This is a genomic window from Bradyrhizobium liaoningense (assembly GCF_018130785.1).
Taxonomy (GTDB): Bacteria; Pseudomonadota; Alphaproteobacteria; order Rhizobiales; family Xanthobacteraceae; genus Bradyrhizobium; species Bradyrhizobium liaoningense_A.
This window is the reverse complement of sequence record NZ_JAFCJT010000005.1, coordinates 312,620-331,526: the sequence shown is the minus strand read 5'-3', so window position 1 is coordinate 331,526 and position 18,907 is coordinate 312,620. Positions and strand designations below refer to the sequence as shown.

The 18,907-nt window shown below is 65.5% G+C and carries 16 protein-coding genes; 10 read left to right on the top strand and 6 right to left on the bottom strand.

Annotated elements, in window-relative coordinates:
- Positions 1-138: 138 nt before the first annotated feature.
- The 5 genes from JQ627_RS15855 to JQ627_RS15835 all read left to right on the top strand — a co-directional run bounded on the left by JQ627_RS15855 (position 139) and on the right by JQ627_RS15835 (position 4,860).
- Positions 139-606, top strand: a complete 468-nt coding sequence (locus tag JQ627_RS15855) for a hypothetical protein (RefSeq protein ID WP_212485093.1) — start codon at positions 139-141, stop codon at positions 604-606.
- 119 nt (positions 607-725) lie between these two features.
- A complete protein-coding gene (gene murA, locus JQ627_RS15850) occupies positions 726-2,021 on the top strand; it encodes a UDP-N-acetylglucosamine 1-carboxyvinyltransferase (RefSeq protein WP_212485092.1) in 1,296 nt (431 codons plus the stop codon).
- A 312-nt stretch (positions 2,022-2,333) separates the two neighbouring features.
- Positions 2,334-3,728 (top strand): MATE family efflux transporter, encoded by a 1,395-nt coding sequence (locus tag JQ627_RS15845; protein WP_212485091.1) that lies wholly within the window; start codon positions 2,334-2,336, stop codon positions 3,726-3,728.
- A complete protein-coding gene (locus tag JQ627_RS15840; RefSeq protein ID WP_212485090.1) occupies positions 3,725-4,213 on the top strand; it encodes a DUF2867 domain-containing protein in 489 nt (162 codons plus the stop codon). Before JQ627_RS15845 ends, JQ627_RS15840 begins: the two co-directional genes overlap by 4 nt.
- The gene (locus JQ627_RS15835; RefSeq protein ID WP_212485089.1) at positions 4,210-4,860 is read left to right on the top strand and encodes a 2-hydroxychromene-2-carboxylate isomerase; all 651 of its coding nucleotides are present in this window, start codon (positions 4,210-4,212) and stop codon (positions 4,858-4,860) included. Before JQ627_RS15840 ends, JQ627_RS15835 begins: the two co-directional genes overlap by 4 nt.
- A 1-nt stretch (position 4,861) precedes the next feature.
- Here the strand turns inward: JQ627_RS15835 and JQ627_RS15830 are convergent, their stop codons facing one another.
- Positions 4,862-5,977: an aromatic acid exporter family protein gene (locus JQ627_RS15830; RefSeq protein ID WP_212485088.1), complete on the bottom strand. Its 1,116-nt coding sequence runs from the start codon at positions 5,975-5,977 to the stop codon at positions 4,862-4,864.
- A gap of 118 nt (positions 5,978-6,095) precedes the next feature.
- On the opposite strand from JQ627_RS15830, the gene JQ627_RS15825 reads away from it, so the two are divergent.
- Entirely contained in the window at positions 6,096-7,463 is a 1,368-nt protein-coding gene (locus JQ627_RS15825) for an MmgE/PrpD family protein (protein WP_212485087.1), read from the top strand.
- A gap of 48 nt (positions 7,464-7,511) precedes the next feature.
- Here JQ627_RS15825 and JQ627_RS15820 read toward each other — a convergent pair whose 3' ends face one another.
- From JQ627_RS15820 to JQ627_RS15810, 3 genes are all read right to left on the bottom strand, one after another.
- Positions 7,512-8,939: a serine hydrolase gene (locus tag JQ627_RS15820; protein ID WP_212485086.1), complete on the bottom strand. Its 1,428-nt coding sequence runs from the start codon at positions 8,937-8,939 to the stop codon at positions 7,512-7,514.
- Between the two features lie 144 nt (positions 8,940-9,083).
- Positions 9,084-10,145, bottom strand: a complete 1,062-nt coding sequence (locus JQ627_RS15815; protein ID WP_212485085.1) for a helix-turn-helix domain-containing protein — start codon at positions 10,143-10,145, stop codon at positions 9,084-9,086.
- A 52-nt stretch (positions 10,146-10,197) separates the two neighbouring features.
- Positions 10,198-10,770: a GNAT family N-acetyltransferase gene (locus tag JQ627_RS15810; RefSeq protein WP_212485084.1), complete on the bottom strand. Its 573-nt coding sequence runs from the start codon at positions 10,768-10,770 to the stop codon at positions 10,198-10,200.
- Between the two features lie 64 nt (positions 10,771-10,834).
- On the opposite strand from JQ627_RS15810, the gene JQ627_RS15805 reads away from it, so the two are divergent.
- From JQ627_RS15805 to JQ627_RS15795, 3 genes are all read left to right on the top strand, one after another.
- Entirely contained in the window at positions 10,835-11,752 is a 918-nt protein-coding gene (locus tag JQ627_RS15805; protein WP_212485083.1) for a pirin family protein, read from the top strand.
- A gap of 77 nt (positions 11,753-11,829) precedes the next feature.
- Positions 11,830-12,744, top strand: a complete 915-nt coding sequence (locus tag JQ627_RS15800; protein ID WP_212485082.1) for a phosphoribosylaminoimidazolesuccinocarboxamide synthase — start codon at positions 11,830-11,832, stop codon at positions 12,742-12,744.
- Between the two features lie 345 nt (positions 12,745-13,089).
- The gene (locus JQ627_RS15795; RefSeq protein ID WP_212485081.1) at positions 13,090-15,306 is read left to right on the top strand and encodes a SulP family inorganic anion transporter; all 2,217 of its coding nucleotides are present in this window, start codon (positions 13,090-13,092) and stop codon (positions 15,304-15,306) included.
- A gap of 112 nt (positions 15,307-15,418) precedes the next feature.
- Here the strand turns inward: JQ627_RS15795 and JQ627_RS15790 are convergent, their stop codons facing one another.
- Both JQ627_RS15790 and JQ627_RS15785 read right to left on the bottom strand, forming a co-directional pair.
- Positions 15,419-16,912, bottom strand: coding sequence for an NAD-dependent succinate-semialdehyde dehydrogenase (locus JQ627_RS15790; protein ID WP_212485080.1), 1,494 nt, complete (start codon positions 16,910-16,912; stop codon positions 15,419-15,421).
- Between the two features lie 112 nt (positions 16,913-17,024).
- Positions 17,025-17,345: a hypothetical protein gene (locus JQ627_RS15785; RefSeq protein ID WP_028150598.1), complete on the bottom strand. Its 321-nt coding sequence runs from the start codon at positions 17,343-17,345 to the stop codon at positions 17,025-17,027.
- Between the two features lie 345 nt (positions 17,346-17,690).
- On the opposite strand from JQ627_RS15785, the gene JQ627_RS15780 reads away from it, so the two are divergent.
- Positions 17,691-18,884 (top strand): serine hydrolase, encoded by a 1,194-nt coding sequence (locus JQ627_RS15780; protein ID WP_212485079.1) that lies wholly within the window; start codon positions 17,691-17,693, stop codon positions 18,882-18,884.
- Positions 18,885-18,907 lie beyond the last annotated feature (23 nt).

Here is an 18,907-nt window from a genome sequence, read left to right as displayed (position 1 = left end):
GAACAAAGAACGGGGATGCCCGGGACAAGCCCGGGCATGACGGCCAGACCAATCGCTGCATCGCTGAACCTCACCACCCACCATCGCGACGAAGTGGCATGAACCCGTAAGGCCAATTCCGGCCGGGATGCGCCACGCATGACCAGCTCTGCAGCTACCGGTTCCGCCCTTCCCTCCCGCCGTCTCGGCATCATCGGGAGCATTGTCGGCGTGCTGGCGCTGATGGCGGCTGTGCTGCCGCACTGGGTGGTGCCGATGATGTTCCCGCCGCCACCGGCGGACCAGGTCATCGTCGACACCGGCCATCGCATCAAGGACCGCGTGATCGCGCGCGTGAAGGGCGTGGAGTATCAGGCGCCGAAGGTCGAAAAATCGGCTGGACGACGCTGGAGCGAAGCCGCTTCGGCCACCGCAATCTCGCTCGGCCTGCTGGCCATCCTGCTCTCGGTCCTCTCGCTGATCTTTCGGGAGGAGAGGCTTCTTGCGGGCGTGGCCGCGATCCTCGGCACCGGCGCCATCGCGATCGAGATTTCCTTCGTCATGATCGGCGCGCTGATCCTGATCGCGATCCTCTATGTGGTCGCGAACATCATCGCCCTGTTTTAACCCTTTCGAGGCTGACGGACGGGCTCGGACCCCGGCCGGCACAATTGCTCCCGCGCTCAATTCTCTGTAGTTTCCGCCCGAAACAGCCCGCCCCACCCAACAGCACAGCGAGAATCCACTTGGCGCCCATCCAGTACATCGTCGAGGGCGGTCACCGGCTCTCGGGCTCGATCGAGCCGTCCGGCAACAAGAATTCGGCGCTGCCGATCATCGCAGCCGCCCTGCTCACCGAGCATCCGGTGACGCTGGAGAACGTACCGCGGATCCGCGACACCGAGACGCTGGTCGAACTGATCCGCTCGGTCGGCGCGGCGGCCGAATGGACCGCCCGCAACACGCTTCACATCCACGCCAAGAGCATCCGCGCCGGCGATCTGGACCCCGAGCTCTGCGTCCGCATCCGCGCCTCGATCCTGCTCGCGGGCCCCCTGCTCGCCCGCTGCGGCGAAGTGATGCTGCCGCCGCCCGGCGGGGACGTCATCGGCCGCCGCCGTCTGGACACGCATGTGCTCGCGCTCGAACAACTCGGCGCCAAGGTCACCGCGACCGACCGGCTCGAATTCCGAGCGGCAAGGCTCGCCGGTGCTGACGTGTTCCTGGACGAGCCGAGCGTCACCGCAACCGAGAACGCGCTGGTCGCGGCGGTCGCAGCCGACGGCGTCACCTATTTGCGCAACGCGGCCTCCGAGCCGCATGTGCAGGACCTCGCCAACTTCCTGGCCGCGCTCGGTGCGAAGATCGAGGGCATCGGCACCAACACCATGATCATCCATGGTCCGGCGACGCTCGGCGGCACGACCTACCGGATCCAGCCCGACCATATCGAGGTCGGCTCGCTGATCGGGCTTGCGGCCGTCACGCGCTCCCCGCTGCGCATCGTGCGCGCCGGCGTCGAGCATCTGCGCTCGATCCGCATGGGGTTCGAGCGGCTCGGCATCGTCTGCCGCATCGAGGGCGACGATCTCATCGTGCCCTCGAACCAGACGCTGAAGATCCAGGACGACTTCGGCGGCCACGTGCCGAAGCTGGAAGACCAGCCCTGGCCGGCCTTCCCGGCCGACCTGATGTCGATCGCGATCGTCACCGCCACGCAATGCGACGGCGTGATCCTGATGTTCGAGAAGATGTTCGAATCGCGGATGTTCTTCGTCGACAAGCTGATCGCCATGGGCGCGCGAATTGTTCTCTGTGATCCTCATCGCGCCATCATCGCAGGCCCCAGCCGGCTGCGCGGGGCATCGATGATCTCGCCCGACATCCGCGCCGGCATGGCCATGCTGCTCGCCGCGGTCTGCGCCGAGGGCACCTCAACGATCAACAATGCCGACCAGATCGAGCGCGGCTACGAGCGCATCGACGAACGGCTGAACGCACTCGGCGCGAAGATCAAGCGCGTGCCGGAACGGAAGAACTGAGGGGCTCCCTCCGCGCCACAGTATCGTAGGGTGAGCGAAGCGTAGCGTGCCCACCGCTTCTGCTGTCGTGTTCGACTGATGGTGGGCACGGCGCAAGCGCGCCTTTGCCCACCCTACGAGTCCTGAAATGGTCTCGTGCCCCGGCTCAGCAGCGCAGCACGCCAGTGATGCGCTGCTGAGCCGGGGCCCATGCGAGCGAGAGCCGCGCCCGTAAATTCTGGATCCCGGCTCTGCGCAGCACCGCTTCGCGCTGCAGCGCGTCCGAGACACGAGAGCCATGTTTTCGTCGCTCGACGATGCTATTGGGTAACCATGCTCGACACCGTGCAACCTCGTTCGCAGCCGCAAGCCGGCGTGCCGCAAAACCATCTCGCCGAAGAGTTCGTCGAGACGCTGCGGCTGGCCGTGCCGCTGATGCTGACGCAGCTCGGACAGATCGCGATGATCACGACCGATCTCGCGCTGATCGGCAGGCTCGGCGAGGATGCGGTCGCAGCGGCGGCGCTGGCGCATACGGTTTATTTCGTCAGCTTCACCTTCGGGCTCGGATTGATGTCCGCGGTGTCGCCGCTGGCCGCGCAGGCATTTGGCGCCGGTGATGTCAGGCGCATCCGCCGCTCCTTGCGCGTCGGCCTGTGGGTCGCACTCCTGATCTCGCTGCCGATGATGGCCTCGCCGCTCTATGGCGAGCGCATCCTGCTGGCGCTCGGGCAGGCGCCGCAATCGGCTGCACTCGCGCAGCGCTACCTGAACGGGCTTGCCTGGGGCATCGCGCCGGCGCTGGGCTTCATCGCGTTGCGCAGCATGATGAGCGCGGTGAACCGGCCGCAGCCGCCACTGTGGATCACCATTGCAGCGATCCCCGCCAACGCGGCGCTGGTCTATTGCCTGATGCACGGCCTGTTCGGCCTGCCGGAGCTCGGCCTGTTCGGCGCGGGCCTTGCGACCACGCTAGTCAATCTCGGCACCTTCCTCGCTGTGCTTGCTTTCGCCGCATGGCGAAAGCCATCCGCGGACTACCGCCCGCTCGCCCATCTCTGGCGGATCGACTGGCCCCTGATGCGCCAGCTCATCGCGGTCGGCGCGCCGATCTCGTTTTCCCTGCTGCTGGAATACGGGCTGTTCTCGTCCGCCGCGCTGCTGATGGGGCTGATCTCGACCACGGCGATCGCCGCGCATCAGATCGCGCTCCAGATCACCGCCGTGCTGTTCATGGTGCCGCTCGGCATCGGCATGGCGGCGACGGTGCGGGTCGGCCATGCCTTCGGACGCAACGAGCCGCTCGCAGTCAAGCGCGCAGGGCTGGTCGCGGCCCTGCTCGGTGTAGCCCTGGTCTCCGCGCTGACCGTCGCCATCATCCTCGGCCGCTACCAGCTGGGACGGCTGTTTTTCGGCAGCAGCGAGGCAAGTGCTGCAACCGTCGAGCTGACGGCGACACTGCTGGTGGTCGGCGCGACCTTCTTCATCGCCGATGGCCTCCAGACCATCGTGGGCGGCGCGCTGCGCGGCATCAATGACACAAGGATGACGCTGGTGTTCGCGGCGATCGGCTATTGGGGCGTTGCCTTTCCCATCGCCTGGGTGCTGGCCTTCAACGCCGGGCTCGGCGCGGTCGGCGTCTGGATCGGTTTCTCGATCGGGACGTTCGTCTATGCCGGGCTCTTGATCTTGCGCTTCCGCATGCTGACGCGCAAACTGGCGGGATGACCGGGACAGTCCGCGAAGTCACCCCCAATGTCGACGCCGACAGCGTGCTGGCGGGCGCGCAGTTCATCGACGCGTTTCGCGTGGAGATCGGCGCGGCGCGCGTGAGCGCCCGCGAAGCCTGCACCAGAATGGTCCTGCACGGGCCGCGCTGGATCGATGCGATGATACGCCTGCGCAACATCCTGGTGACGCCGTTCGGGCTGAAGACATCGGGCGAAGGCGCGTACGCGCCCGGCGGCCTGATCGGCCTGTTTCCGGTACTGAGCGAGACGCCGGAGCGGCTGGTCGCGGGTTTCAATGATTCTCACCTCGACTTCCGCCTCGTGGTGGATGTCGCCGGCGATGCGGCAACCCATCAGGTCACGTCGACCACGCTGGTGCGAACGAACAACCTGCTCGGCCGGACCTATCTCACCCTGATCATGCCCTTCCACAAGCTCGTGGTGCGCAGCATGATGGGATGCATCGTGAAGCCGGCCCAATGACGCTCTCCATCGACCTCTTCTATTCCTTCCGCAGCCCGTTCAGCTATCTGGCGCTGCCGAAGACGCTCAAGCTCGTCGAAGAGTACGATCTCGCGGTGAATTTGCGGCCGGTCTATCCGCTCGCGGTCCGCGTGCCCGGCTTCTTCAAGAAGGCCAGCCCGAACTTCATTCGCTATGTGGTGCTCGACAGCACGCGCGTGGCGCAGCACGAGGGCATTCCGTTCCGCTTTCCGAGGCCCGATCCGATCGTACAGGACAAGACGACGTTCGATGTCGCGGCCGAGCAACCCTACATCCACCGGCTGACCCGGCTGGGTGCCATGGCGCAGCTCGAAGGCCGCTCGCTCGCATTCACCGACGCGATCGCGCGCGTGCTGTGGGACGGCTCGGTGGCGGGATGGAACGAGGGCGATCATCTCGCGCGCGCCGCTGAGGCGGCCGGCTTCGATCTCGCCGCGATGGATGCAGCGATCAGCGCCGACCCCGATCGCTACGAGCAGGTGATCGCCGAGAACGAGAAGGACCACGCCGCCTCCGGCCATTGGGGCGTACCGACCTTCGTGTTCGAGAACGAGCCGTTCTTCGGCCAGGACCGCATCGACCTCCTGCTCTGGCGCCTGCAGGGCAAGGGGCTGACGAAGCGTTAGCTCACTCGGCCACGCGCACGGATTTATCGGCCGCGGCCTCCGACCATTCGCCGACGACGCGATCGAGATCGCAGAGATTCTGGTGCATCTGCTCCAGCGAGAAGCCGATCGCGAAGAAGCGCTCGGCGGTGTCGCCGGGGTGACCTCGGAGCAGGCCGTCCTGGCGGACGGCGGCGACCGCCTCGGCATAATGCTGGAGCGCGACGTGGACGGGGTGGATCGGCGGCGCGCCGGCGCCCTCGCGCAAGGCCGCGGCGGCCGAGCGCAGGAAGCGCGCGATCACGGTCGAGACTTCCGTCAGGGGAGCCGCCAGCCGCATCTGCACCTCGACCGGCAGCGGCACCACCGTGGCTCGGCCGATCATCACGACGTCATGGCGGAGCCGCAGCACGGTGCGCAGCAGCGGGCCGGTGTCGGGCCCGCTCGACAGTCGCGCGGAGCGTTCACGCTCGGCTTCGGCACCGATGGCATTCATACCCACCATGGCCGTGCCGATGCCGTCCTGGATCCGGTGCAGCGCGTCGTTGTCGCGACCGCGCGTGAGGCCTGCGAGCAATTCGGTGAAGGCGTCCGCGATCAGTTCGAGCAGCGTGGCCGCGCTGGCGCGGATCTGCCGCACGGCGCGCGACGGCAGCACCAGGAACGAGACCAGCAGCCCGGTGATGGCGCCGACCCCGACCTCGCTGACGCGGTCGATCGCCGACGTCATGGGATCGGAATGATGCATGGTCGGAACCAGCAGCACGATCACGGCCGTGACGGTGGCCGCACTGAGGCTCGGATTGATCGCGGCGATGAAGGCGAGCGGGGCTACCGAGAGCACCAGCAAGCCCAACAGCCCCACCTCGCTGGAATAGGGGATCAGGATCGCGATGGCGCCGCCATAGAGCGCGCCGCCGATGGTGCCGAGCATGTAGTCGCGCGTCGCCTTCAGCGAGCGGCCGACGCTCATCTGGGTCACGATCAGCGAGGTCAGGACCGCCCAGAGCGGCAACAGCAGATGCAGCGCGGTCGCGATCGCATAGGCCGCCACTGCGGCCACCGTGACCCGGATCGCCAGCCCCAATTGCGTCCGCCGCGACCTGATCCGGTCGAACAGCTCTTTTGCGAATGCCATCGTCGGAAGTCCCGATCCTCTTGCAGCCAGGCAAAGCATAGCTGATGCCCGCGGCCCCAAGGCCGCTTGAAAGGCCAAATCAGCCCGCCTAACTTGCGCGCCAAAACGAGGAAACACGATGGCCCACGAAACCGCAACGCTCGCCGCCTACGTCGTCAATCTGACATACCAGGATATTCCGGCGGAGGTGCTGGATCGCGCCAAAGTGCTGACGCTGGACTTCCTCGGCAGCGCCATCCGGGCTCGCAGCGAAGCGGAATCCACCCCCTCGATCCTGAAAATGCTGGAAGCGCTCGCGCTCGACACCAAGGGCGAGTCCACCGTGTTCGGCGACAGCAAGACCTGGACGCCGGCAGTCGCGGCGCTCCTCAACGGCGCGCTCGGCCATTCCCTCGACTTCGACGATACCCACGCGGATTCCTCGCTGCATCCGAGCGCGCCGGTGGTTCCGGCCGCCTTCGCCGTCGGCGAGATGGTCGGCGCATCGGGCCGCGACGTGCTGACCGCGATCGTCGCGGGCTATGAGGTCTGCTGCCGGCTCGGCAACGCGCTCGACCCGACCTCGCATTATGCACGCGGTTTCCATCCGACCGCGACGGCCGGCACCTATGGCGCCGCGGCCGCCGCTGGCAAGCTGTTCGGCCTGTCCGAGCAGCAGATCATCGCCGCCTTCGGCGTCTCCGGCAGCCAGGCGGCCGGCTCGCTGCAATTCCTGGTCAACGGCGCCTGGAACAAGCGCTACCAGGTCGGCGCTGCCGCGATGAACGGCGTGATCGCTGCGACGCTGGCGCGCAACGATTTCGTCGGCGCGACGGAATCGGTCGAGGGCAAGCACGGCCTGCTCGCCGGCTACACCGACGATGCGCATCCCGACAAGGCGGTCGCCGAGCTTGGCAAGACCTATGAGACGATGAAGATCGGCGTGAAGCCGTATCCGAGCTGCCGCTACACCCATGCGGCGATCGACGCGCTGATCGCGATGCGTCGCGAGCATAATCTGACGCCAGACCAGGTCAAGCGCGTCGAGATCGGCCTGCATCGCAACGGCATCACGCTGACCGGCGATGCCGCCACCAAGCGGCATCCGACGTCGATCGTCGGCGGCCAGTTCTCGATGTTCTTCACCGGCGCGCTCGCGCTCGACCAGGGCTCGTTCGGCTGGGACGACTACAACCGCCTCGGCGACGCCGCCATCGACGCGCTCGCCGACAAGTTCGACGTGGTGCAGGACGACCGGCTCGAGGTCGGCCGCACCCATCCGTTCGGCGCGCGCGTCAGCATCACCACCGACGACGGCGTGCATGAGCGGCTTTACGCCGATCCCTCGGGCGAGCCGAATTCGTTCCCGGATGCGCTGGCGATGCAGCAGAAGTTTCTGACGCTGGCCCGCCCGGTGCTGAACGCGCGCGCGGAAAAATTCGCGGACGCGATCATGACGCTGGAGCGGTTCGACCGCGTGGCGAAGGCGACGGAGCTGGGGAGGTAGGAGCCGCAGCGCTCTTCTTACCCTCCCCCTCCAGGGGTAAGAAACACCTCAATTCGCCCCCGCTATTTTTCCCTTCTCGCGCGTGGCTGCCACCACATCCCGCACCAGATCGAACACGCCGTCCGCTTGCGGCGGCCAGTTCGGCGAGCGGCCCAGCCGCACGATCACAAGCCGTTCCGAGGGAATGATGATCGTGTACTGCCCGATGGTGCCCTTGGCGAAGAAGGCATCGCGCGGCCAGCCGTGCTCGACACGAAACTTGGCGCCAAAGCTGTCGCCGTGGTTGGTCCAGAAGCCGGCGCCGATGCCGACCCAGGCATTCGGCGTGGCGGAGGCGGAATAATTCACCCAGCCCGCCGGCAGGATGCGCTTGCCGCCGGCAACGCCGTCGTTGAGATAGAGCTGGCCGAAGCGCGCCCAGTCGCGCGCGGAGGCCAGCATCTCGCTGGAGCCCTCGATTGTGCCGGCACTGTCGAGCTGAAGCGTGACGTCGTTCATGCCGAGCGGCGCGAACAATTCACGGCGCGCGAAGGCCAGCGCATCTGCGGGCTTGCCGCCCGCGGCGTTGCGGATCAGATGCGCGAGAATGAGAAAATTGCCGTCGTGATAATTCCACGCCGTGCCCGGCGCGGTCGCGAGCGGCGCGCGCTCGGCAAAGCTGGTCATATCGTCCTCGGCGAACTTCATGGCGTTGACCGGCTCGAGCGCGGAGCCGAGCGAAGCCTCCAACGAGCTTCCGAGTGCAATGCCTGCGGTGTGACGCAGCAACTGATCGACCGTGATGGCATGGTGCGGATCATCAGGATTTTGCCAAGCGGCGATTGACGCGGGTCCATCCAGCTTCAACTTGCCCTGGCGCACGAGAATGCCTGTCAGCGCTGAGATCATCGACTTCGTCATGGAGAAACCGAGCAGCGGCGTCTCCGGCCCGACACCGTCGGCGTAGCGCTCGGCGATGATGCGGCCGGCCTTCATGACGACGATCGCACGGGTCCGGCGATAAGGCGGCTGCGCGGGCTCGGTGAAGGCGCGGTCGAGCGCGGCGGCCAAGCCGTCGCTTTGCGGCGGCACGATCCCCGGGCCGGCGATCTCGGGGAGCAGCGCGGGCTGCTTGTCGTCAGGCGGCAACGCGACATCAGTGATCCCTCGGCCGTGCTCGAGCGTGCAGCCGAGCCCATCGCGATAAACGGCATGGCTGCGGCCGATGCCGAACAAGGACACCGTGACATCCTTGCGGGTGCGATCGATCTGCAAATTCATCGCCCAGGTCAGGAGGCCGGTGCCTGGCATCGCGTCGGTGGTTTCGGCGAGGTTGCGCTGGGGATCCAGGCCGGAGACGAACGTCTCCGAGCAGATGATGTCGGCGATGAAGCCGGTGGCAACCTTGGGCACGTTACGCGCCCGCGCCGCGCCGAGCGCGAGGCCGGTGCAGGCGATGGCGGTGGTGAGGAGGACGATCTTACGGCGACGGGTCACGGGCTTTCTCCGGCTGCGGGCGAGTGCGGGAGAGCAGGCCGGATGCGGGCGACACGCGCTCGCCGGATTTGAAAAACGACCTCGTCGAAACTGATCGGGACTAGTCGATTTCGGAATTCTTAAGTGATTCCAAAGGTCTAAGATCTAGGCGGCATCGGCGTTGAGCCGCCGGTACTCCGTCGGCGTCACACCCGTGACCGCCTTGAAGGCGCGGTTGAACGGGCCGAGCGACTGGAAGCCGGCATCCATGGCGATGGTGATGACGGGGACCTCGGCCTGGGCGGGATCGGCGAGCGCGGCCTTGGCTTCCTCAATGCGGTGGTTGTTCAGGAACACATTGAAGTTGCGATAGCCGAGCCGCTGGTTGATCAGCCGGCGCAGCCGGTATTCCGGAATTTTCAGCCGGCCCGCCAGCACGCCGATGGTGATGTTCTCCTGACGATAGATCCGCTCGTCCGCCATCAGCCGCATCAGGGCGTCGATCAGCTTCTGATCGGCGGCGTCATCGGCCGCAGGCTGACTGAAAGGAACAGGCGGTGCGGGCTCCACCGCGGCCGGAAACAGATCCGCCCCATCAACGCGCATCATGGCATAGACGATCGCCGCGACGGTGCCGGCGAGCACGCCGGCATTGACGGTTTCGGCGACATCGCCGACGTGGTGGCCGGCGACGGCGATCTGGAGCACCGCGTTGAGCCCGCCATAGAGCGCGATTGCGCTGACGATGAAGACGCGAACGTGGCGGCGGCGCTCGACCAGGTCGGCCTGCCAGGAGGCGATCATCTGCCCGACCGCAAGCGCGATGAAACCGAGCACGATCAGATTGACCAAAGTCACCGAGAACCGCACATGGCCGCTGGGTGCAATCCAGACGCAGCCTGCGAAGCTGAACGCCGTCACCAGCGCCCAGATCAAACCGTGCCACCAGCGGAGACGAAACTCGTCGTCGAACAGGGCGCGTGTGAACAGCCAGAACACCACGATGGTCCCGGTCGACAACGCGATCAACGGTGCATGCCAGAGCGGGATACGCGACGTGACATCCAACGAATAGCTCACAGCGTGCGCGACCGAGCTCAGCACGAAGGCCACGCCGAGCCGTCCTGCCAGCACGTTGCGGAAATCGGAGAGCAGCGACGCCGCCAGCACCAGCAGCAGCGCGACACTGGCAGCGCGGAAGGCGAGTTCGAGATTGGTCAGCAGCATCCCATCGGTCCGGTCGTAAGTCGCGCGAATTTAAGTCAGATCGGAGATCGATTCAATTTTGCGGCAGCCACGAAGCCCGCGACGTGATCCAGGCGTCGGCGAGCTTGCCGAACAGATCGATCTCGCGATCCTTCCGCGCGCCGAGCTTGCGCGCCACGCCTTGCGACGGCGCATTTTCGCTCTCGATACAGTGCATGATCTCGTCGATCTCAAAACTGTCGAACGACCAGTCGATCGACGCGCGGGCCGCTTCGACCGCATAACCTTTGCCGCGAAATTCCCTGGCAATACCCCAGCCGACCTCGAAGGCGGGCCAGCCCGGCGGGCACCAGGGACCAACTCGCCCGACATATTTGCCGCTGGATTTCTCCTCGACCGCGAACATGCCGAAGCCATAGAGAGCCCAGTGCCCGGATATCACGGCTGCGTTACGCCAGCCGCCGATCGCGGTGGTGATCGGCTTGCCGTCCGGCGCGATGAAACGGGCGGTGCCGGGATCGGTCAACATGGCGGCGTTCGGAGCGATATCGCCAGCGCGCCACGGGCGCAGGAGCAGGCGTTCCGTCTCGATTTGGGGACCGGTGACCTGGAGTAGCCGGGCGCCAGGCTTGAGCGGCGGAATCATCTGTCTCCTCCCGTTCGCAACATTGTTCTGCTACGATCATACCAGCAAGAAACAGGAGTCCACCATGAGCTGGCAACCCTCGAACGATCCCGTGCTCGGCGATCCCATGTCCTGCGATGCGCTCGATCTCGTCATCGTGCCGCGCACGCGCGATCTCGGCGACGGATTTGCGGTGCGGCGCGCGCTGCCGCATGGCAAGCGGCAGATGGTCGGGCCTTTCATCTTCTTCGATCATTTCGGCCCGGTGCAGTTCGTTTCCGGCAAGGGCATGGACGTGCGGCCGCATCCGCATATCGGGCTTGCCACCGTCACCTATCTCTTTGACGGCTCGATCATGCATCGCGACAGCGAGGGCAACATTCAGGAGATCCAGCCCGGCGCGATGAATTTGATGACCGCCGGGCGCGGCATCGCCCACTCCGAGCGTACGCCGGATGCGCAGCGCGCATCGGGCCAGCAGATGCTGGGCCTGCAAAGCTGGATCGCGCTGCCGGCTGGATCGGAGGAGATCGCGCCGTCGTTCCAGCATTACGGCGCGGGCGATTTGCCGATGATTTCCGAGCGCGATTTTACTGCACGGGTGATCGCCGGCTCCGCCTTCGGCATCGCCTCGCCTGTTACGATGGTGTCGCCCTGGTTCTACACTGAGGTCACGGCGGTCGCGGGCGCGAGTGTGCCGCTCGACCCCGACCACGAGGAGCGCGCGATCTATGTCGTCGACGGCGAAGTCGAGATCGCGAACGAGCGCTATGAGGGGCCGCGGCTCCTGATCTTCCGGCCCGGCGACCGCATCACGGTGAAGGCCGTGAGGCCCACGCGGATGATGTTTCTCGGCGGCGATGCATTGGAAGGCCCGCGCCACATCTGGTGGAATTTCGTATCCTCCAGCAAGGAGCGGATCGAGCAGGCCAAGCAGGACTGGAAAACCGGCCGCTTCGCCGCGGTTCCGCAGGAACATGAGTTCATTCCGCTGCCGGAATAGGCTAATCCGGTGTCCGGTCGCGCTATCAGGCGCGGCCGGATGTCCTGCGCGAAGGCCTTGCCTCTGAAAGTTTGCCGATGACCACCATGCTCTCGAGCGACCTGCCCCTGCCCAAGATCGGCCGCGGCAAGGTGCGCGATATCTACGCCGTCGACGACGACCGCCTGCTGCTCGTCACCACCGACCGCATCAGCGCCTTCGACGTCGTGATGGGCGAGACCATCCCGATGAAGGGCGCGGTGCTGACCCAGATCAGCGCGTTCTGGTTCAACGAGCTCGAAGGCGTGGTGCCGCATCACATGATCAGCGCCGACGCCGACGAGATCATCGCGGCCGTACCGGCCTTGAAGCCGCACCGCGCCGAGATCCTCGGCCGTGCCATGCTGTCGCGCCGCACCACCGTATTCCCGATCGAATGCGTGATCCGCGGCTATCTCTCGGGCTCGGCGTGGAAGGAATATGCCGCCAGCGGGACGCTCGCCGGCGAAAAGCTGAAGGCCGGCCTCGTCGAGAGCGAGAAGCTCGAGCCTTCGATCTTCAGCCCGGCGACCAAGGCCGAGACCGGCCATGACGAGAACATCACCATCGCGAAGATGCGCGAGGTCGTCGGCGACGAGACCGCCTACACGCTGGAGAGCATGACCCGCGCAGTCTACACGCTCGGCGAGGAGCTCGCCCGCAAGCAGGGGATCATCATCGCCGACACCAAGTTCGAGTTCGGCCGCGACAAGGACGGCCGCATCATCCTGATCGACGAGGTGATGACGCCGGATAGCTCGCGCTTCTGGGCCGTCGATGCCTACGAGCCCGGCCAGCCGCAGGCGAGCTTCGACAAGCAGCCCTTGCGCGATTATCTCGACGTCGAGCGCCACGCCGGCCGCTGGAACGGCGACGCGCCGCCGCCGCCACTACCGGCGAGCGTCGTGGATGCAACCAGCAAGCGGTATCTCGAAGCTTACAGGCGTGTGACGGGGAAAGAGCTGAAGATCTAGGCCCGGCTGCGGCGCGCTCTGTCGTTGCGAGCGAAGCTGCCTCCCGCCCTCAGCTGTCATCGCCCGGCTTGACCGGGCGATCCAGTACTCCGAGACATTTGTGAATCACCGCGAAGCCGCGGCGTACTGGATTCCCCGCTTTCGCGGGGAATGACAGCGGTGGGTGTGGCGGCTTCGGTTTTTCCGCCCACGATATGGTTGACCATTCACACGCCGTGAACGCAGGTCCTCATTGAGGCGCCTGCAAAAACTGTCGGATATTTCATAGTTACAAGAATCCTGTTGCGCTAAGCCCGTACTCGTCTACGTCTCAGACGGATTTTTTTAAGGGGCGAGCGCAACGGCGTGACCGATCCTGCAATTATTTTCAGCCCGGCTTCGCGATTCAATCCGGCCCTCAAGCGTGCGCTGAATGATATTTTGGGCGGAAGCGCCGCCAGCGTTCTGACCGTCACCTTCGGCCTGTCCTATTCGCTGCTGATCTTCGCCGGGCCGCTCTCGCCTTACCTGTCCTACGGGATCACGGCGACTTTCGTCAGCTCCGCGGTGCTTGCGGTCGTCATCGGGCTCGGCAGTTCCCTGCCCTTCGCGGTTGGGGCCCCCGACAGCTCGACCGCGGCGGTGACGGGTATCCTGGCAGCCTCGGTGGTCGAGCGCATCGAGACGGCGAACCTGTCGGCACCGCTGCTCTCGCCGGTTCTTGTCACGGTCGGCCTGTCGACGGTGCTGACGGGGTTGGTGCTGTGCGGATTGGGCCTGACGCGGCTGGGCCGCGCCATCCGCTACGTGCCATATCCCGTCGTCGGCGGATTCCTCGGCGCCACCGGACTTCTCATCGCCCTGGGCGCGGTGCGGGTGATCACCGACTACCCGCTCCAGTTCACGACGCTGCCGCACTTCACCAACGGCACCACGTTGCTGGAGCTGGGCGCCGCGTGCGCGATGGCGCTGGTGCTGTATCTGACCTGGCATCGCTCGCGCAGCCCGTTCGGGTTGCCGATCATCCTAGTCGGCGGCGTGCTCACGGCGCATCTGGCGTTCTGGATCACCGGCGTCTCGTTCGATCACGCGCGCGCCCTGGGCTGGACGTTTCAGCCGCCGCCGCAGGCGGTCTTCATGCTGCCCTGGCACACCGATGATCTTGCCCGCTACCCCTGGTTTGCCGTGCCGGACCTGCTCGGCAATGTAGTTGCCGTCATCTTCGTCACGGCCTCAAGCACGCTGTTCAACACCACCGGCATCGAGGTCGCCGTGCACCGCGAGGCCAATCTGGAGCGCGAGCTGAACGTCACCGGCGCCGCCAATATCCTGACCGGCATGCTGGGTGGCTATGCCGGCTGCAGCTCGATCAGCCGTTCGATCCTCAATTTCTCCAGCGGCGGGCGTGGGCGCTTGTCCGGCCTTACGGTCGCGGCATTGTCGCTGCTGATGCTTGCCGTCGCGCCCGATCTGCTCGGCTTCATCCCGAAATTCGTCATCGGCGGCCTTCTGCTCTATCTCGGCGCCGACCAGCTCCACAAATGGATCATCGAGTCACGCAAGCGGCTTTCGAAGCTCGAATATCTCTCCCTGATCGCCATCATCGTCATCATCGTGACCTGGGGTTTCGTGCCTGGCATCCTGATCGGCGTGATCATCGGCTGCGCGACGTTTGCGTTCAGCGCTGCACGGGTGGAGTCGATCAAGTACAGTTTCGACGGCTCGGAATATCGCTCCTCGCTCGACCGCTCGCGCGACGACCAGGAGGTGCTGCTGGCGCATGGGGGCAATATCCAGGGCCTCAACCTCCAGAGTTACCTGTTCTTCGGCTCCGCCAACCGGCTCTATCAGCACGTCAAGCGGCTGCTCCAGGAGCGCCCGGAGTGCCGCTATCTGCTGTTCGACTTCAAGCTCGTCACCGGCGTCGACTCCTCGGCCGCCTACAGCTTCGCCCAGATCAAGCGCAGCGCGCATGATCTCGGCGTCGAGCTGATCCTGGTACATCTATCGGCCGCGGCCGAGAAGGTGCTGCGCTCCAGCGATTTCGTCGGCGAAGGCGTCACCATCATCCCCGAGCTCGATCATGCGCTGGAATGGTGCGAGAACGAGATCATCTCGCAGCATCAGGGGTTGGTGCAGGAAGAAGCCAGCCTGCGCGACTGGTTCACAGGGATACTCGACAGCGAGGAGGACGCCGACGCACTGATCCACCGCTGCCAACGCCTCGAGGTCGAGGCCGGCAACGTCATCGTCCACGCCGGCGACCCCGCCGATTCCATGCATTTCATCCTGGACGGCCGCGTCGGCATCATGGTCCCCGCCGACGACGGCCGCACCACGCGCGTGCGCAGCTTGGGGCGCTACACCACGATCGGCGAGATGGGACTGGTGTCGAACACGCCGCGCAGCGCGACGATCCAGGCCGAGGTCGCCAGCGTTCTCTACGTGCTCAACACGCACCAGTTCGACGCCATCAGGAACGAGGACCCCGCGCTCAGCCACAAGCTGCTGACCTATTTCGTGTCCGTCATGGCCGAGCGGTTGACGTTCGCGAACCGGACGATCGCGGTGCTACGGCGGTGACTGGCGGCGTCATGCTCGAGCTTTTCCCGGCATCCACGTTCTTTGTACCGCGAGATAAGACGTGGATAGCCGGGTCGAGCCCGGCCATGACGGTGTGGAGACAGCTAGGCCCTCACACCCCCGCCATCATCACGTATTTGATCTCGACATATTCTTCCATGCCGTGACGCGAGCCTTCGCGGCCGAGGCCGCTCTCCTTGACGCCGCCGAAGGGGGCCACTTCGGTGGTGATCAGGCCGGTGTTGACGCCGACCATGCCGGACTCAAGCGCCTCGGCGACGCGCCAGACGCGGCCGAGATCGCGGGAGTAGAAGTAGGAGGCGAGCCCGAACGGCGAGGCGTTGCACATCGCGATCACATCGGCCTCGTCCTTGAAGCGGATGACGGGCGCGAGCGGGCCGAAGGTCTCTTCCTGCGACACCAGCGAGTCCGGCTTGACGTTGGCGAGCACGGTCGGCTCGAAGAACGAGCGCCCGAGTTCGCTGCGCTTGCCGCCGGTGACGATCTTGGCGCCGCGCTTGACGGCGTCGGCGATATGGCGCTCGACCTTGTCGACCGCTTTCAGATTGATCAGCGGGCCCTGCGTGACGCCGCTCTCGGTGCCGTCACCGATCTTCATCGCCGCGACCTTCGCCGACAGCTTCTTCACGAACTCGTCGTAGATCTTGTCCTGGGCGTAGAGGCGGTTGGCGCAGACGCAGGTCTGACCCATGTTGCGATACTTCGATACGATCGCGCCTTCGACCGCGGCATCGATGTCGGCGTCGTCGAACACCACGAACGGCGCATTGCCGCCGAGCTCGAGGCCGAGCCGCTTCACGCCGACGGAAGCCTGCTGATAGAGGATCTTGCCGACCGCGGTCGAGCCGGTGAAGCCGACGAAGCGCACGGCCGGATGCTCGCACAGCACCTTGCCGATCGGCGGCGCGTCGCCGGTGATGATGTTGAGCACGCCCTTGGGGATGCCGGCCTTCTCGGCGAGCACGGCGAGCGCCAGCGCCGACAGCGGCGTCTCGTTGGCGGGCTTCAGCACCACGGTGCAGCCGGCCGCCAGCGCCGGCGACACTTTTCGGGTGATCATCGAGTTCGGGAAATTCCACGGCGTGATGGCGCCACAGACGCCGATCGGCTGCTTGATCGCGAGCAGGCGCGCATCGGGCCGCTGCGTCGGGATGGTCTCGCCGTAGACGCGACGGGCTTCCTCCGCAAAGAACTCGATATAGGCGGCACCGATGTCGACCTCGCCGAGCGCCTCGGAGAGCGGCTTGCCCTGCTCGGAGGTCAGGATCAGCGCGAGGTCCTCGCGGTTGGCAATGATCAGCTCGAACCATTTGCGCAAGATGTTGGAGCGCTGCTTGGCGGTGTGCTTGGCCCAGGCCGGAAAGGCGCGCTCGGCGGCTTCGACCGCCTTGGTCGTATCCTCCGCACCAAGCTGCGGGACTTTGGCGAGCTCGATGCCGGTCGCGGGGTTGTTCACTGCGAAGACGGGCGAGCCGACCCAGGCGCCGTCGATGTAGCAGGCCTCCTTCAGCAGCGAGGGGTCCTTCAACCGGTCGCGCAGATTGGACGTGGCTTGCGGGGCGCGTGCGGCGGCGGTCGGGGTCATGGCGTCACTCCTCGGGGCGCGATCGGATCTGCCACGAATATAGGGACAGACGGCTCGCAATGCACCGTCCCGCAACGCACATCTGCTGGGAGTTAAAGTGGCAACGGCGCGGCTATGCCGCGCCACTCATATAGGTCTCGCGCCGGCCGATCATGCGCTCGGCGGCTGCCTTGGCGTCGGCCTTCGAGGACGTTGCGCACGTCCGGTATTCGAGATCGGGAACGTCGGACGTGTCGCGGCGGCCGAACCAGGATTTCGAGCCCACCGGCAGCAGTGCCAGCGCCTGTGCCAGATTGTCGACGGCGCCGAATGAATAGAGCGCGCCGGTGCCGGCGATCCGGACCTCATAGATGCCGGGCGAAATCGGCGCCTCGAGATTGTCGCCCCGTCCGGGACGGGGATAGCGCTTCCATTCGCTCCAAGTCGAAATCATCTGAGGTCCCCCGCGGCCGATCGGAGGCCGCCAAATTTGCATCAAGTCTTAACGTCAGCCGCCGATTGGGCCGAGAGCCAAACGTCGCAACGCACAAAATGTTTCAAGTGCTTCAAACACGTGAAACATTTCGCCAGAGCCCATCCACGGTCACGGTGAGTTGCGGCCATCGACCGCAGATTGTGACGGAGTGTTGCAGTTCAGCCCTCTCTCGTCCTGCGGGACCTGCGGACCGTCAAGTCACGACATCGCGACCGGCGCGGGCATCTGGACGCGCTTGCCGCGCGGACCGTGCAGGAGGACAATCATTCGCTTCCAACAATAATCAAACCGGAGGAAACGCGTATGCAAAGCAAAGCCCAGATCGACGAGATCCTGCGCCAGAAGAGCGACGCCAAGGAGATTCCCGGCGCCGTGGCGATCGCCGCCAGCGGCAACGACGTGATCTACCAAGGCGCGTTCGGCAAGCGCGACCTGTCCAAGCCCGATGGGATGACCGCAGACAGCGTGTTCTGGATCGCCTCGATGACGAAGGCGGTGACTTCAGCGGGCGCGATGCAGCTCGTCGAGCAGGGCAAGCTGTCGTTGGATGCGCCGATCGGTTCGGTGCTGCCCGACCTCGCCAAGCCGCAGGTGCTCGAAGGTTTTGGCGCCAAGGGCGAGCCGAAGCTGCGGCCGGCGAAGGGCGCGATCACGCTGCGTCAGCTCATGACCCACACCGCCGGTTTTGCCTACAATGTGTGGAACGGCGATCTCGCGGTCTATCTGGAGAAGACCGGAACCCCGAACATCTTCTCCTGCCAGGACGTCGCGCTGAAGACGCCGATCATGTCTGATCCCGGGACGCGCTGGGAATACGGCATCAACATCGACTTCGTCGGCAAGGCAGTGGAAGCCGTGAGCGGCAAGCGGCTCGATGCCTATCTGCGCGACAATATCTTCACTCCGCTCGGTATGAGCGACACCGGCTTCAAGATCACCGACAACATGCGCCAGCGGCTGGTCGCCACCCATGCTCGCGGCGAGGATGGATCGCTGGCGCCGATCCCGTTCGAGATCGAGCAGAATCCGGAATTCTGCATGGGTGGCGGCGGCCTTTACGGCACTGCCGGCGACTACATCAAGTTCACCCAGATGATCCTCAACAAGGGCCGCGGCAACGGCAACCAGGTGCTGAAGCCCGAGACGGTCGCGCTGATGGGCCAGAACCACATCGGCGACCTCACCATTGGCAAGATGACGACGGTTGCGCCCATGTACACCAACGATGTCGATCTCTTCCCCGACATCGTGAAGAAGTGGGGGCTGTCCTTCCTGATCAATACTGCCAAGACGCCGGAGGGTCGCAGCGCCGGTAGCCTCGCCTGGGCCGGTCTCGCCAACACCTATTTCTGGATCGACCCGGCGCGCGATGTTTCCGGCGTGATCCTGATGCAGGTGTTGCCGTTCGTCGACGCCAAGTGCATCGAGGCCTTCACGGGATTCGAGCGTGGCGTGTATGCCGGGCTCGATGCGGGGAGCGGGCAGAGGGCGGCCTGAGGGCGAGCCGAATTCTCCCCACA

Excerpts from the sequence above, each read along its gene's own strand:
- JQ627_RS15855 (WP_212485093.1), top strand. The coding sequence starts at position 139 with ATGACCAGCTCTGCAGCTACCGGTTCCGCCCTTCCCTCCCGCCGTCTC.
- JQ627_RS15845 (WP_212485091.1), top strand. The coding sequence starts at position 2,334 with ATGCTCGACACCGTGCAACCTCGTTCGCAGCCGCAAGCCGGCGTGCCG.
- JQ627_RS15840 (WP_212485090.1), top strand. The coding sequence starts at position 3,725 with ATGACCGGGACAGTCCGCGAAGTCACCCCCAATGTCGACGCCGACAGC.
- JQ627_RS15835 (WP_212485089.1), top strand. The coding sequence starts at position 4,210 with ATGACGCTCTCCATCGACCTCTTCTATTCCTTCCGCAGCCCGTTCAGC.
- JQ627_RS15830 (WP_212485088.1), bottom strand. The coding sequence starts at position 5,977 with ATGGCATTCGCAAAAGAGCTGTTCGACCGGATCAGGTCGCGGCGGACG.
- JQ627_RS15825 (WP_212485087.1), top strand. The coding sequence starts at position 6,096 with ATGGCCCACGAAACCGCAACGCTCGCCGCCTACGTCGTCAATCTGACA.
- JQ627_RS15815 (WP_212485085.1), bottom strand. The coding sequence starts at position 10,145 with ATGCTGCTGACCAATCTCGAACTCGCCTTCCGCGCTGCCAGTGTCGCG.
- JQ627_RS15810 (WP_212485084.1), bottom strand. The coding sequence starts at position 10,770 with ATGATTCCGCCGCTCAAGCCTGGCGCCCGGCTACTCCAGGTCACCGGT.
- JQ627_RS15805 (WP_212485083.1), top strand. The coding sequence starts at position 10,835 with ATGAGCTGGCAACCCTCGAACGATCCCGTGCTCGGCGATCCCATGTCC.
- JQ627_RS15800 (WP_212485082.1), top strand. The coding sequence starts at position 11,830 with ATGACCACCATGCTCTCGAGCGACCTGCCCCTGCCCAAGATCGGCCGC.
- JQ627_RS15790 (WP_212485080.1), bottom strand. The coding sequence starts at position 16,912 with ATGACCCCGACCGCCGCCGCACGCGCCCCGCAAGCCACGTCCAATCTG.
- JQ627_RS15785 (WP_028150598.1), bottom strand. The coding sequence starts at position 17,345 with ATGATTTCGACTTGGAGCGAATGGAAGCGCTATCCCCGTCCCGGACGG.
- JQ627_RS15780 (WP_212485079.1), top strand. The coding sequence starts at position 17,691 with ATGCAAAGCAAAGCCCAGATCGACGAGATCCTGCGCCAGAAGAGCGAC.